This window comes from Mycobacterium sp., from assembly GCF_044223235.1.
GTDB lineage: Bacteria > Actinomycetota > Actinomycetes > Mycobacteriales > Mycobacteriaceae > Mycobacterium.
This window is the reverse complement of sequence record NZ_JBGAME010000001.1, coordinates 466,128-480,488: the sequence shown is the minus strand read 5'-3', so window position 1 is coordinate 480,488 and position 14,361 is coordinate 466,128. Positions and strand designations below refer to the sequence as shown.

Annotated in this window: 11 protein-coding genes; 8 read left to right on the top strand and 3 right to left on the bottom strand. The window is 67.5% G+C overall.

The window, feature by feature from the left end; translation table 11 throughout:
* Positions 1 to 188 precede the first annotated feature (188 nt).
* On the top strand, positions 189 to 3,914 hold the full coding sequence (gene metH / locus ADBZ6K_RS02095) for a methionine synthase (RefSeq protein WP_526344148.1): 3,726 nt from the start codon (positions 189 to 191) through the stop codon (positions 3,912 to 3,914).
* 10 nt (positions 3,915 to 3,924) lie between these two features.
* Here the strand turns inward: metH and ADBZ6K_RS02090 are convergent, their stop codons facing one another.
* Complete coding sequence (locus tag ADBZ6K_RS02090) at positions 3,925 to 6,582, bottom strand: MGH1-like glycoside hydrolase domain-containing protein (protein ID WP_526344147.1); 2,658 nt, start codon at positions 6,580 to 6,582, stop codon at positions 3,925 to 3,927.
* Positions 6,579 to 6,785: a hypothetical protein gene (locus ADBZ6K_RS02085; RefSeq protein ID WP_526344146.1), complete on the bottom strand. Its 207-nt coding sequence runs from the start codon at positions 6,783 to 6,785 to the stop codon at positions 6,579 to 6,581. Before ADBZ6K_RS02085 ends, ADBZ6K_RS02090 begins: the two co-directional genes overlap by 4 nt.
* A 232-nt stretch (positions 6,786 to 7,017) precedes the next feature.
* On the opposite strand from ADBZ6K_RS02085, the gene ADBZ6K_RS02080 reads away from it, so the two are divergent.
* The 6 genes from ADBZ6K_RS02080 (at position 7,018) to ADBZ6K_RS02055 (ending at position 12,470) form a co-directional block, all read left to right on the top strand.
* A complete protein-coding gene (locus ADBZ6K_RS02080) occupies positions 7,018 to 7,695 on the top strand; it encodes an HAD family hydrolase (RefSeq protein ID WP_526344357.1) in 678 nt (225 codons plus the stop codon).
* Positions 7,696 to 7,856: 161 nt separating this feature from the next.
* Positions 7,857 to 9,320 carry a sugar porter family MFS transporter gene (locus tag ADBZ6K_RS02075; RefSeq protein ID WP_526344145.1) on the top strand — a complete coding sequence of 488 codons (1,464 nt, stop codon included), beginning with the start codon at positions 7,857 to 7,859 and terminating at the stop codon, positions 9,318 to 9,320.
* 72 nt (positions 9,321 to 9,392) lie between these two features.
* On the top strand, positions 9,393 to 9,674 hold the full coding sequence (locus ADBZ6K_RS02070) for a phosphoribosyl-ATP diphosphatase (RefSeq protein ID WP_526344144.1): 282 nt from the start codon (positions 9,393 to 9,395) through the stop codon (positions 9,672 to 9,674).
* A gap of 11 nt (positions 9,675 to 9,685) precedes the next feature.
* A complete protein-coding gene (hisG, locus tag ADBZ6K_RS02065; protein WP_526344356.1) occupies positions 9,686 to 10,540 on the top strand; it encodes an ATP phosphoribosyltransferase in 855 nt (284 codons plus the stop codon).
* A gap of 65 nt (positions 10,541 to 10,605) precedes the next feature.
* Positions 10,606 to 11,088, top strand: a complete 483-nt coding sequence (locus ADBZ6K_RS02060) for a DUF4126 family protein (protein ID WP_526344143.1) — start codon at positions 10,606 to 10,608, stop codon at positions 11,086 to 11,088.
* A gap of 11 nt (positions 11,089 to 11,099) precedes the next feature.
* Positions 11,100 to 12,470 (top strand): FAD-containing oxidoreductase, encoded by a 1,371-nt coding sequence (locus ADBZ6K_RS02055; protein WP_526344355.1) that lies wholly within the window; start codon positions 11,100 to 11,102, stop codon positions 12,468 to 12,470.
* 30 nt (positions 12,471 to 12,500) lie between these two features.
* Here the strand turns inward: ADBZ6K_RS02055 and ADBZ6K_RS02050 are convergent, their stop codons facing one another.
* On the bottom strand, positions 12,501 to 13,391 hold the full coding sequence (locus ADBZ6K_RS02050; RefSeq protein WP_526344142.1) for a RecB family exonuclease: 891 nt from the start codon (positions 13,389 to 13,391) through the stop codon (positions 12,501 to 12,503).
* Between the two features lie 108 nt (positions 13,392 to 13,499).
* On the opposite strand from ADBZ6K_RS02050, the gene ADBZ6K_RS02045 reads away from it, so the two are divergent.
* Positions 13,500 to 14,357, top strand: coding sequence for a class I SAM-dependent methyltransferase (locus ADBZ6K_RS02045; protein WP_526344354.1), 858 nt, complete (start codon positions 13,500 to 13,502; stop codon positions 14,355 to 14,357).
* The last annotated feature ends 4 nt before the right edge of the window (positions 14,358 to 14,361 follow it).

Sequence of the window (14,361 nt, the reverse complement as noted above, 5' to 3'; positions counted from 1 at the left end):
CGGCGATGATGTGGTCGTCCAGACGTCCATCGGGTGACGACGTAGACTTTTCTGGTCGAGAGGCGTTGCAACGGTTATTTTGGGGGGCTCGGGTCCCGCCGGGTAGCCGCCACGCTCGGCAGATTCAAGGACGCCTTCCGATTGCGGAAGGAACGTACGTGCACGCCCCCGGGTTGGATACTTCTGAGTTGAATACGTCTTTTGTGCCGAACATTCGCCCCGACTGCACCGACGAGCTGATCGCAGCGCTGCGCCAGCGGATCATGGTGATCGACGGCGCGATGGGCACGGCGATCCAGCGGGACCGGCCGGACGAGGCCGGTTACCGCGGTGAGCGGTTCAAGGATTGGCCGACCGATCTCGTGGGCAACAATGACCTGCTCACCCTCACGCAGCCGCACATCATCGAGGACATCCACCGCGAGTACCTCGAAGCGGGCGCCGACATCCTGGAGACCAACACGTTCAACGCGAACGCGGTCTCGCTGTCCGACTACGGGATGGAGGAGCTGAGCTACGAGCTGAACTACGCAGGCGCCGCGCTGGCCCGCACAGCCTGCGACGAGTTCAGCACCCCCGACAAACCCCGCTATGTCGCCGGGGCGCTCGGGCCGACGACGCGGACCGCGTCGATCTCGCCGGACGTCAACGATCCCGGAGCCCGCAACGTCTCCTACGACCAGTTGGTCGCCGCCTATCTGGAAGCTGCCAACGGCCTCGTCGACGGCGGTGCCGACATCCTCATCGTCGAGACGATCTTCGACTCGCTGAACGCCAAGGCGGCGGTGTTCGCCATCGAGACGCTGTTCGAGCAGCGCGGGCGCCGCTGGCCGGTGATCATCTCGGGCACCATCACCGATGCCTCCGGGCGGACGTTGTCCGGTCAGGTCACCGAAGCTTTCTGGAACTCGATCAGGCATGCCAAGCCGCTCGCGGTGGGCCTCAACTGCGCCCTGGGCGCGCCGGAGATGAGGCCCTACATCGCCGAGATGGCCCGGATCGCCGAGACCTTCGTCTCCTGCTACCCGAACGCCGGCCTGCCCAACGCATTCGGCGAGTACGACGAGTCGCCGGAGCGTCAGGCCGGCTACATCGCCGAGTTCGCCGAGGCCGGCCTGGTCAACCTGGTCGGTGGGTGCTGCGGAACGGCGCCGCCACACATTGCCGAAATTGCCAAGGTCGTCGAGGGCAAGCCGCCGCGCGAGCTGCCGCAGATCGCAGAGAGTCAAACGGCCACTCGCCTGGCCGGCCTGGAGCCGCTCAACATCACCGAGGACTCGCTGTTCGTCAACATCGGGGAGCGCACCAACATCACGGGCTCCGCCCGGTTCCGCAACCTGATCAAGGCCGAGGACTACGACACCGCCCTGTCGGTCGCCCTGCAGCAGGTCGAGGTCGGTGCGCAGATCATCGACATCAACATGGACGAGGGCATGATCGACGGCGTCGCCGCGATGGATCGGTTCACCAAGTTGATCGCGGCCGAACCGGACATCAGCCGCATCCCTGTGATGATCGACTCCTCCAAGTGGGAGGTCATCGAGGCGGGCCTGAAGAACGTGCAGGGCAAGCCGATCGTCAACTCGATCTCCATGAAGGAGGGCGAGGAGAAGTTCATCCGCGAGGCGCGGCTGTGCCGCAAGTACGGCGCCGCCGTCGTCGTGATGGCCTTCGACGAGTCGGGCCAGGCCGACAATCTGGAGCGCCGCATCCAGATCTGCGGACGCGCCTACCGGATCCTCACCGACGAGGTCGGCTTCCCGCCCGAGGACATCATCTTCGACCCGAACTGCTTCGCGCTGGCGACCGGTATCGAGGAGCACGCGACCTACGGGATCGACTTCATCGAGGCCTGCGCCTGGATCAAGGAGAACCTGCCAGGGGTGCACATCTCCGGCGGTATCTCCAACGTGTCGTTCTCGTTCCGCGGCAACAACCCGGTCCGCGAGGCGATCCACGCGGTGTTCCTGTTCCACGCCATCAAGGCCGGCCTGGACATGGGCATCGTCAACGCCGGCGCGCTGGTGCCCTACGACTCGATCGACCCCGAGTTGCGGGACCGGATCGAAGACGTCGTCCTGAACCGCCGCGAGGATGCGGCCGAGCGCCTCCTGGAGATCGCGGAACGCTTCAACACCAAGAACGCGGGCGACGGCGACGATCGCGCGGCCGCCGAATGGCGCAACCTGCCGGTCCGCGAACGTATTACGCACGCCCTGGTCAAGGGCATCGACGCCCACGTCGACGACGACACCGAGGAATTGCGGGCCGAGATTGCCGCCGCCGGAGGTCGCCCGATCGAGGTGATCGAGGGCCCGCTGATGGACGGGATGAACGTCGTCGGTGACCTCTTCGGCGCGGGCAAGATGTTCCTGCCCCAGGTGGTGAAGTCGGCCCGGGTCATGAAGAAGGCCGTTGCCTATCTGCTTCCGTTCATCGAGGCGGAGAAACAGCCAGCCGGGGCGAGCGACGCGACGGGGAATGGTCGAGCCGCCGAGACCACCAACGGCACCATCATCATGGCGACGGTCAAGGGCGACGTCCACGACATCGGCAAGAACATCGTCGGCGTCGTCCTGCAATGCAACAACTACACCGTGATCGACCTCGGTGTGATGGTGCCCGCCCAGAAGATCCTTGACGCGGCCAAGGAGCACAACGCCGACATCATCGGGCTGTCCGGCCTGATCACCCCGTCCCTGGACGAGATGGTCAACTTCGCGGTCGAGATGGAACGCGAGGGCCTGCAGATCCCGCTGCTGATCGGCGGCGCGACCACCTCGCGCGCGCACACCGCCGTGAAGGTGGCGCCGCGTCGCAGCGGTCCGGTGGTGTGGGTCAAGGATGCGTCACGCTCGGTTCCGGTCGCTGCGGCGCTGCTCGACGACAAGCAGCGCCCGGGCCTGCTGGAGGCCACCGAAAAGGACTACGCAGCACTTCGTGAACGGCACGCCCAGAAGCAAGAGCGGCCGATGCTGACGCTCCAGATGGCCCGCGCCAACCGGACGCCGATCGAATGGGACGGCTACACCCCGCCGGTGCCTGCGCAAGGCGTCGGCGCCCGGGAGTTTCTCGACTACGACCTGGCCGAGCTGCGCGAGTACATCGACTGGCAGCCGTTCTTCAACGCCTGGGAGATGAAGGGCCGCTTCCCCGACATCCTCAACAACCCGGCGTCCGGCGAGGCCGCCCGCAAGTTGTACGACGATGCCCAGGTGATCGGCTTCTTCCCGGCGAACTCCGTCGGTGACGACATCGAGGTCTACACCGACGACACCCGCACCGAGGTACTCACTACGCTGCACAACCTGCGTCAGCAGGGCCAGCATCGCGACGGCATCCCGAACCGGTCGCTGGGCGACTTCATCGCCCCCAAAGAAACCGGGGTCACCGATTACGTCGGCGCCTTCGCTGTCACCGCCGGGCTGGGCAGCCAGGACAAGATCGCGGAGTTCAAGACGGCGCTCGACGACTACAGCGCGATCCTGCTGGAGTCGCTCGCCGATCGCCTGGCGGAGGCGTTCGCCGAACGGATGCACCAACGGGTCCGCGAGGAGTTCTGGGGATATCGGCCCGACGAGGACCTGGATAACGAGGCACTCATCGGGGAGAAGTATGTGGGCATCCGCCCTGCGCCGGGCTACCCGGCCTGCCCGGAGCACACCGAGAAGGCGACGCTGTTCGAGTTGATGGACGTCACGGCGCGCACCGGCATCGAATTGACCGAGTCGATGGCGATGTGGCCCGGTGCCGCTGTCAGCGGCTGGTACTTCTCGCACCCGCAGTCGCAGTACTTCGTGGTCGGCCGGCTGGCCCAGGACCAGGTCGCCGACTACGCGAAGCGCAAGGGCTGGACCCTACAGGAGGCCGAGCGCTGGCTGGCGCCCAACCTCGGCTACAACCCGGAGGACTGAGCGCCGCCCGTCACCGTCTGAAGTACAGGTCGCCGCGGAACTGCAGTAGCAGGGCGATCGTCGCGGTCCAGCCGGTCTGGTGGCTGGCGCCCAGACCGCGGCCGGTGTCGCCGTCGAAGTACTCGTAGAACGGCACCAGGTCGCGCCAGTGCGGGTCGGTCTGGAAGTACTCGTTGTCGCCGAACACCGCGCGCCGGCCGGCCTCGTCGCGAACCAGCAGACCGGTCAGTTGCCGGGCCAGCCGGTCGGCGACGACGCCGAGCGTGACGTCCTCCTCGGATCCCGCTGGATCGGGGACGCGGTAGGTGTCGCCGAGGAATCGGGCGTAGGAGTTGAGCGCCTGCACCAGCATGAAGTTCGTCGGCAGCCACACCGGGCCGCGCCAGTTCGAATTTCCGCCGAACATCCTGCTGCGGGACTCGGCCGGTTGATAGTCGACGACGTAATCGGTGTCGTCGATGTGGAACCGGTACGGATGGTCGCGGTGATAGCGGGATAGTGAACGGATTCCGTTGGGGGACATGAACTGTTCGGGGTCCAGCAGCCGGCGCAGGATCGCTGACAGCCGGTCGGAATGCACGACGCCCACCATGAAATGCGAGCCGTCGCCGCCGGACATCCCAAGGCGCACATCGTCATCGGTGTGTTCGTAGATGCGGGCCAGTTCGTCGAGTTGGTGGTCGACGGTGGCCCGCACGTCGGTGGCGCGGGCCGGGATCGCGATCGCCGCGAACAGCGGGACGATCGCCTGCATGGAGAACACCTGCAGCGATTTACTTGAGCCGTCCGGCATTTCGATGACGTCGTGGTAGAACTCGGTGTCCTCGCACCAGAAGCTGACCCGGTAGGTGCCTTTCTCCAACGCGTTGGCCACCAGCCAGGCGTCCCACACCCAGCGGCTGAACATGTAGGTGTAGCTCGGATCGTTGTGCGACAACTCGATGGCCATCTCCAGCAGGTGGAAGATCAGCGCCGCCATCCATGCGGTGCCGTCGATCTGGGCGAGTTCGCCGCCGGTCGGCAACGGCTTGTCGCGGTCGAAAACCCCGATGTTGTCCATGCCGAGGAAGCCGCCGCCGAACACCCCGCGGTTGGCGTCGTCCTTCTGGTTGAGCCACCACATGGCGTTCAGCGTGGACGCCCGATAAGCGCTGGCCAGGAAGTCCCAGTCGCCGACACCGGTGCGCAGCCGGTCGAGTTGATAGACCTGCCAGGCCGCCCAGGCGTGCACCGGCGGGTTGGTGTCGCCGAATTTCCATTCGTACGCCGGGATCTGGCCGTGCGGATGCTGGGACGTCGCCTGCTGCAGGACCAGCGCCTGTGCCTTGGCGAACTCCGGGTCGATCAGCGCCATCGTGACGCAGTGAAAGGCCAGATCCCAGGCCGCGAACCAGGGATACTCCCAGGCGTCCGGCATCAGGATGACCTGGCTGACCGAGAAGTGCTGCCAGTCGACATTGCGCCCGGACCAGCGCTGCTCCGGCGGTGCCGGTTGGCCCGGGTCGCCCTTGAGCCAGCGCCGCACCGAGTAGCTGTAGAACTGCTTGCACCACAACAGTCCGGCCAGCGCCTGCCGCTGCACCAGCCGTTCGTCGTCGGTCAGATCCGGTGCCGCCACACTCGCGTAGAACTCGTCGGCCTCGCCCTGGCGGGCGGCCAGTATCGCATCCGGTTCTCCACCGTGGTCGGAGTCGGCGAAATGCACTGTCACGGTGCAGGTTTTACCGGGCTCCAGCACGGTGGACACATGTGCGGCCACCTTGCTGCCCTCGTCCGCGGCGACGGCGCCGGACACTGAGTGCACGACGTGATCGTTGACGCCGTCCTTGGTGGTGGCCGACGCGTTCGCCGCCCCGAACAGCAGGCGCTCGTTGGTCTCGTTCTCGCAGAACAACATTCGCGGCGCAGCGCAGGTGGAACTGGTGACCGTGAACCACCGGTGTCCCAGCTTCGGATGCCAGGTGGTTGCGGCGCCCTCGCCGCAGGCCGTGATCCGCGGCCGCTGCTGGCCGGGGTGCTGGCCTCCGTTCCAAGACCAGGTGTTGCGGTACCACAGCTGGGGCAGCACGTGGATGGGTGCTGCCTGCGCGCCGCGGTTGGTCACGGTGATCCGGCAGTAGACGTCCTCCGGGCCATCCTTGGCGTACTCGACGTTGACATCGAAATAGCGCTGCTGCAACCACTGTGCACGCAATGCATCGAACAGTTCGTACTCGTCGTCGGCGGGGCCGCGCTGCTGGTTGGTGTGCAGCAGATCGGCATAGGGGAACTCGGCCTGCGGATACTTGTAGACCATCGACGCGTAGGCGTGGGTGGGCAGGTTGTCCGTGTAGAACCAGTAATCCTTGACGTCCTCGCCGTGGTTGCCCTCCTCGTTGGCCACCCCGTAGGGACGTTCCTTGAGGATCGGATCGTGGCCGTTCCACAACGCGACGCCCAGGCAGATGGTCTGGTCCAGATCGCACCAGCCCGCCAGGCCGTCCTCGTTCCACCGGTAGGCCCGGCTGCGGGCCTGGTCGAACGGGAAATACGCCCAGGCGTCGCCGTCGGCGCTGTAGTCCTCCCGGACCGTGCCCCAGGCGCGCTCAGCGAGGTAGGTGCCCCAGCGGCGCCACTGGGCACGTCCGCCTTTCACTTCGTCGAGACGGTCCTGCTCGGCGGTGCTCAACGGCCGCTCCCCCCACGAGCCGGGCAGGTACACCGGCCCTCGCCGGAGTCCGACACCCGCCCGGAGTGCTGGTCGAGTCCGGGGGAGGCGGCGTCGACTTCCTGGTCGGCGCGGTCCGGTTGTCCGGCGTCGGCCTGCTTGACGATGCTGAGTCCATCGGAGATGGCCGCCATCATCCCGTACTCGACAGCGTTGTGGACCATCTTCACGAAGTGTCCGGCACCATTCGGGCCGCAGTGCAGATATCCCTCGGTGCGGTGCCGACGGCGTCCGTCGGCTCGGCTCGGGCGGCGCTGTGACGTGGGGATGCTCACATCGCAGGGCGCGCAGGCGAACGCGTTTGTGCAGGTCGAGCCGATTTCGCCGGTGCGGGGCCGCGGCGGCGGGCCGCTGGGGGTCTGCGTCGGCGCGCGCCCTGATGAGACAATGGCAACCATGCATGCGGTGCTCTGGGATATGGACGGCACCCTCGTGGACTCCGAAAAACTGTGGGACGTGTCGATGCACGCGCTGTACGCGCGGTTCGGCGGAACGCTGACACCGGAGGTCCGCATCGCGACAGTCGGCGGTTCCGCGGAGGACGTGATGCGCATCGTGTTCGACGACCTCGGCTTGGATCCCGATCCCGCCGCGGTTGCCGAATGCACCGACTGGCTCCACGACCACACGGGGGAACTGTTCGAACAGCGGGGGCTGCCCTGGCTCGCAGGTGCACGAGAATTGCTCGACGCGCTGCTCGCCGCGGGCGTCCCGATGGCGCTGGTCACCAACACCCGCCGCAGCCTGGCTGAGAAGGCGCTGAACAGCATTGGGCGACACTACTTTTCGGTGACCGTGTGCGGCGACGAGGTGCCTTACGGCAAACCAGCCCCCGACCCCTACCTGCGCGCCGCAAAACTACTCGAACTTGCGCCGGGTGCGTGCCTGGCCATCGAGGACTCCGCGACCGGCACCGCTGCCGCCGAGGGGGCGGGATGCCCGGTGGTGGTGGTGCCCAACGATATTGCCGTCCCGACCGGTCCGGGTCGCAGGCACATCGCCTCGCTCACCGAACTCGACCTCAGTGGATTGCGCAGCATCCATGCGGAACTGAACCGCGAGATCGGCGACTGACCGCCCGCCGATAACGATGTAGCAGCCGCCGCGCCACAGTTCGGGGAACCCAGCGTGCGGCGCCCGGCAGGGTGCTTCAATAGATCCGCCGGGGGTTTCCGGGCAGTATTCGGGATCTTTCGGGTTATCTCACCCTCGCAACGTTGCGGAAAGGTCGTCACATGGCCGGACACGGACCCGTCGGCGGAAGCTCTGGCATCGACTACGAGGAATCTGAGCACAGCGGCAAGGTCGTTCGGATCGCGTCGGTCGCGGCGCTGGGCGGCCTGCTGTTCGGTTATGACAGCGCTGTGATCAACGGCGCGGTTGCCGCGCTGCAGGACGAGTTCCAGATCGACAACTACACGTTGGGCTTCGCCGTCGCCTCGGCACTGCTCGGCGCCGCTCTCGGCGCGATGACCGGCGGACGGCTGGCCGACAAGATCGGCCGCCTTTCGGTGATGAAGATCGCCGCGGTGCTGTTCTTCATCAGCGCCATCGGCACCGGCCTGGCCACCAACATCTGGCTGGTGGTGATCTTCCGGATCGTTGGCGGCGTCGGCGTCGGCGTGGCTTCGGTGATCGCGCCGATGTACATCGCCGAGACCTCCCCGCCCCGTATCCGGGGCCGGCTGGGCTCCCTGCAGCAACTGGCCATCGTCACCGGCATCTTCCTGTCCTTGGCGATCGATTACCTGTTGGCGCACTTGGCCGGCGGATCGCGCGAGGACCTGTGGTTCGGCATGGCCGCATGGCGATGGATGTTCATCGTGATGGCGGTGCCCGCCGTCGTCTATGGCACCCTCGCCTACACGATCCCGGAGTCGCCGCGCTATCTCGTTGCGAACTACCGCATTCCGGAGGCGCGCAAGGTCCTGACCCTGTTGCTCGGTGAGAAGAGCCTGGACATCACGATCTCCCGGATCCAGGATTCGCTGAAGGCGGACAAGCCGCCGTCCTGGGCCGATCTGCGCAAGCCCACCGGAGGTATCTACGGGATCGTATGGGTCGGCCTGGGCCTGTCCATCTTCCAGCAGTTCGTCGGCATCAACGTCATCTTCTATTACAGCAACGTGCTGTGGGAGGCAGTGGGATTCGACGAGAGCCAGGCGTTCCTGATCACCGTCATCACGTCGATCATCAACATCCTGACCACGCTGATCGCGATCGCGCTGATCGACAAGGTCGGACGCAAGCCGCTGCTGCTCATCGGATCGGCCGGGATGGCCGTGACCCTTGGCACGATGGCGATCATCTTCGGCAGCGCGCCGCAGGTCGACGGCACGCCACAACTGGGCGACGTGGCCGGGCCGGTCGCGCTCGTCGCGGCCAACCTGTTCGTGGTGGCGTTCGGAATGTCATGGGGCCCGGTGGTGTGGGTGCTGCTCGGCGAGATGTTCCCCAACCGAATCCGGGCCGCGGCACTCGGACTGGCCGCGGCCGGCCAGTGGGTCGCGAACTGGCTGATCACCGTCACGTTCCCGGAGCTGCGCAACTTGCTCGGTGCGGCGTACGGGTTCTACGCCGTCTGCGCGGTGCTGTCCCTGCTGTTCGTGTGGCGGTGGGTTGAGGAGACCAAGGGCAAGCATCTCGAGGACATGCACCGCGAGGCCTGGCACCACGAATCGCATCCCGCCGCGCACTGAGCGGTCGGGTCCGCACACCAGCGGCCGGTCGCGGCTCGCCGCGGTGCCCTCTTCGCGGCTCGCCGCGGGCGCGTGACACAATCGCCTGCCGTGAAGACCTTCGACGCCCTATTCGCCGAACTCAGCGAAAAGGCCCGTACCCGGCCGTCCGGTAGCGGCACCGTCGCCGCGCTCGACGCCGGAATCCACGGGCTGGGGAAGAAGATCATCGAAGAGGCCGGCGAGGTGTGGCTGGCCGCTGAGCACGAGAGCGACGATGCACTGGCAGACGAGATCAGCCAGCTCCTGTACTGGACCCAGGTGCTGATGATCTCGCGCGGTATCACCCTCGACAGCGTCTACGAGAAGCTGTGATGGCGCCGCGACTGCTGCGGGTGGCCGTGCCCAACAAGGGCACGCTCAGCGAGCCCGCCGCCGAGATCCTCTCCGAGGCCGGCTACCGCCGGCGCACCGACGCGAAGGATCTCACCGTCGTCGACCCTGTCAACGGCGTCGAATTCTTCTTCCTGCGCCCCAAGGACATTGCGATCTATGTCGGCTCCGGGCAGCTGGACTTCGGCATCACCGGGCGTGACCTGGCCGCCGAATCCGACGCCCCGGTACGGGAACGCCTGGCGCTGGGCTTCGGCTCGTCCACGTTCCGCTACGCCGCGCCTGCGGGCCGGCCGTGGACACCCGCCGATCTGGCGGGCAAGCGCATCGCGACCGCGTTTCCCAACCTGGTGCGCAAGGACCTCGCCGCCAGGGGCATCGAGGCCACCGTGATCCGGCTCGACGGCGCGGTGGAGATATCGGTCGCCCTAGGGGTGGCCGACGCGATCGCCGACGTCGTCGGATCGGGTCGCACGCTGGGCCTGCACGATCTGGTGGCGTTCGGCGAGCCGCTGTGCGACTCGGAAGCGGTCCTGCTCGAACGTGACGGCCCCGCCGACAACAACGATGCCGCGGCGCGCGATCAGCTGGCCGGGCGGGTGCAGGGTGTGGTGTTCGGGCAGCAGTACCTGATGCTCGACTACGACTGCCCGCGCACCGTGCTCGAGGAGGCCACCGCCGTCACCCCCGGGCTGGAATCGCCGACGATCGCCCCGCTGGCCGATCCGGCGTGGGTGGCGGTGCGCGCCCTGGTGCCGCGGCGCGACGTGAACCCGATCATGGACCAGCTCGCCGTGATCGGCGCCAAGGCGATCCTGGCCTCCGACATCCGGTTCTGCCGCTTCTGACAACTGCCGCGCGGCAACATGCGTGTTAGCGTCCCGTTGTCGATTCCAACGGGCCGGAGGTCTGTATGTCGCTTGTCCTCGTTCTGATACTCGCCCTCTTGGTCGGTGTGGTGGCTGGTCTCCGGGCGCTCACCGCTCCCGCGGTCGTGGCCTGGGGTGCCGCGCTGGGCTGGATCGACGTCGAAGGAAAGTGGTCGGAATGGATTGGTCATCCGATTACCGTTGCGGTGCTTAGCATCCTGCTGCTCGTTGAGCTGGTCACCGACCAGCTGCCCAAGACGCCGAGCCGCAAGACACCGGCTCAGTTCGGGGCGCGTCTGCTGACTGGCGCCTTCGCGGGTGCGGTCATCGGCAGTGCGTCATTTCACACGTTCAGTGCGATCGGCGCCGGCGTGATCGGTGCGGTGCTGGGCACTTTGGGCGGCTACGAGGCACGCAGGCGGCTGGTCGCCGCCAACGGTGGCCGTGATCTGCCCGTCGCCCTGGCCGAGGACGCGGTCGCCGTGGGTGGCGGATTCCTCGTCGCCTACCTGGTTGGTCTGGTCTGAATCGGGTGAGTGTGGCAGAAAGATTCGACGCCATCGTCATTGGCGCCGGGCAGGCCGGGCCGCCGCTGGCGGGTCGGCTGACCGCCGCGGGGCAGACCGTCGCCGTGATCGAACGCAAGCTGATCGGCGGCACCTGCGTCAACTCCGGCTGCATCCCGACCAAGACTCTGGTGGCCAGTGCGCACGCCGCCCACGTCGCCCGCCGCGGCGCCGAATACGGCATCGGCACAGGCGATGTCACCGTCGACATGGGTAAGGTCAAGGCGCGCAAGGACGCGATCATGCTCGGCGACCGGCACGGGGTGGAGTCCTGGCTGGACGGGATGGCCGGCTGCACGGTGATCCGCGGGCATGCCCGCTTCGAGGACCCACACTCCGTGCGAGTCGGCGACCGGCTGCTGGAGGCGGACAAGATATTCCTCAACGTCGGTGGTCGCGCGGTCGTCCCCGACCTGCCCGGGCTGTCCGACATCGACTACCTGACCAACGTCGGGATCCTCGAAATCGACACCGTGCCAGAGCATCTCGTGATCATCGGCGGCAGCTACATCGCGCTGGAATTCGCCCAGATGTACCGCCGCTTCGGCGCCCGGGTCACCGTGATCGAGAAGGGACCCCGGCTGACGTCCCGTGAGGACGAGGACGTGTCCGCGGCCGTCAGGAAGATCCTGGAGGCCGAGGGCGTCGAGGTCATCGTCGGCGCGAACGATATCCGTTTTACCAAGAGAGACAACGGTTTTGACGTCACGCCGGGTGAGGGTGCGGCGCCGGTGGGCGGCACGCACCTGCTGGTGGCGGTCGGGCGCAGGCCCAACACCGATGACCTCGGCCTCGAGCACGCCGGGGTGCAGACCGACGGGCGCGGCTACGTGGTGGTCGACGATCAGCTGCGCACCACCGCCCAACACATCTGGGCGATGGGTGACTGCAACGGTCGTGGTGCGTTCACCCACACCTCGTACAACGATTTCGAGATCGTGGCGGCCAATCTGCTGGACGACGACCCCCGCCGGGTCAGCGACCGGGTGCCGACCTACGCGCTGTACATCGACCCGCCGCTGGGGCGGGCGGGCATGACCGCCGATCAGGTCCGCGCGTCGGGCCGCAGGGCGTTGGTGGGGAAGCGCCCGATGACGCGGGTGGGGCGCGCGGTGGAGAAGGGTGAGACGCAGGGGTTCATGAAGGTGGTGGTGGACGCCGACACCAAGGAGATCCTCGGCGCGGCGATCCTCGGCGTCGGCGGCGACGAGGTGGTCCACGCCATCCTCGACATCATGAGCGCCGGTGATCCCTACACCGCGATCTCGCGCACGATGCACATCCACCCCACGGTCAGCGAGCTGGTGCCGACGATGCTTCAGGAGATGAAGCCGCTGACATAGCGGCACCGATCTGGCGGCCGGCCCGTGACGTTAGCTGGCGCGCAGCACCGCCTCGTCACGGGCTTCGTCGGCGGCATCGTCCGTCGGGATCTGCGGCCAGCCCGGATAGGGCGGCGGGGTGCCGCCGAACACCGGGCAGTGCGCGTGGTGTGTGCACCAGTCGCACAGCCGCGACGGGTTGGGCCGGAAGTCGCCGGTGGCCCCCGCGGTCTGGATGGCCCGCCAGATGGCCGTCAGGGTGCGCTCGAATCGCAGCATCTCGTCGAGTTCGGGCGAGTAGTCCAGCACCTGTCCGTCGGCCAGATACAGCAGCCGTAGCCGCGTGGGCAGCACACCGCGCGAGCGCAGCAGCGCTACCGCGTAGAACTTCATCTGGAACATCGCCTTGAACTCGGCCAACGCCCTGGCCTCGGGCGGGGCCTTTCCGGTCTTGTAGTCCACCACCCGCACCTCACCGGTCGGGGCGACATCGATGCGGTCGACGAAGCCGCGGAGCAACGTCCCGTCGGCCAATTCGACTTCGACGCGCTGTTCGCAGCTCTGCGGATCGAACCGGGTCGGGTCCTCCAGCCGGTAGTAACCCGACAGCAGCTTGGCGGCCTCCGCGAGCAGTTCGTCGCGTACGGCGGGGTCGACGTCATCGGCCAGATCCGGCCTGGCGGCCACCACCCGCTCCCAGGCCGGTGCCAGCAGCGTCAGCGCGGTGTCGTGGCGGCGTTGGGCCGCGGGCAGCGCGTAAAGCTGCTCGAGCGCGGCGTGCACCACCGAACCCCGCAGCTGGGCCGTCGACGGCGGCTCCGGCAGCCGGTCGATGGCGCGGAAGCGGTACAGCAGCGGGCACTGTTTGAAGTCGCTGGCCCGCGACGGCGACAGTGCGGGGCGCCGGGCCGGGGCGGCCGACTCCTGCGCTGTGCCGTTCATACTTCGCAGCCTAAGGGCGGGGCCCGACAACCCCCCGCACCGGCGGCGGCGCGTCGACTGGCAGGCTGAACAGCTGTGTCAGGACCCGCAGAACACGTGCGCGACGGCGTGGACCAACCAACTGGACGCCCGACCGGGCCGTTCGTCATCGGCGATCGTGTGCAGCTCACCGACGCCAAGGGGCGGCACTACACGATGCTGCTGTCACCGGGCGGCGAGTTCCACACGCACCGCGGGATCATCTCGCTGGACACCGTGGTCGGGCTGCCGGAGGGCAGCGTGGTCAAGTCGACCAGCGGTGACCAGTTCCTGGTGCTGCGGCCGCTGCTGGTCGACTACGTGATGTCGATGCCGCGCGGCGCGCAGGTGATCTACCCCAAGGACGCGGCGCAGATCGTGCACGAGGGTGACATCTTCCCGGGTGCCCGGGTGCTGGAGGCCGGCGCCGGATCCGGGGCGCTGACGTGCTCGCTGCTGCGCGCCGTCGGCCCCGGTGGCGTGGTGACGTCCTATGACGTCCGTGAGGACCACGCCGTCCACGCCGAGCGCAACGTGACGACGTTCTTCGGGGAGCGGCCTGCCAACTGGGACCTGGTGATCGGCGACCTCGCCGACTACCCGGGACCCGAGGTCGATCGCGTCGTGCTGGACATGCTGGCGCCGTGGGAGGTGCTCGGCGCCGTGGCGGGCGCACTGGTGCCAGGCGGCGTGTTGATGATCTACGTCGCCACGGTCACCCAGTTGTCCCGGGTGGTCGAGGCGCTGCGCGAACAGCAGTGCTGGACCGAGCCGCGCGCCTGGGAGAGCATGCAGCGCGGCTGGTACGTCGTCGGCCTGGCGGTGCGTCCCCAGCACACCATGCGTGGGCATACGGCATTCCTCGTCAGCGCCCGCAGACTGGCCCCTGGCGCCGTCGCGCCGATGCCGCTGCGGCGCAAACGTCAGCTGGGGCTCACGGGGGAGTGAGCGG

Coding starts and splice junctions, on each gene's coding strand:
- ADBZ6K_RS02060 (WP_526344143.1), top strand. CDS start 10,606: ATGTCGCTTGTCCTCGTTCTGATACTCGCCCTCTTGGTCGGTGTGGTG.
- ADBZ6K_RS02085 (WP_526344146.1), bottom strand. CDS start 6,785: ATGGTCCACAACGCTGTCGAGTACGGGATGATGGCGGCCATCTCCGAT.
- ADBZ6K_RS02080 (WP_526344357.1), top strand. CDS start 7,018: ATGCATGCGGTGCTCTGGGATATGGACGGCACCCTCGTGGACTCCGAA.
- ADBZ6K_RS02075 (WP_526344145.1), top strand. CDS start 7,857: ATGGCCGGACACGGACCCGTCGGCGGAAGCTCTGGCATCGACTACGAG.
- ADBZ6K_RS02050 (WP_526344142.1), bottom strand. CDS start 13,391: ATGAACGGCACAGCGCAGGAGTCGGCCGCCCCGGCCCGGCGCCCCGCA.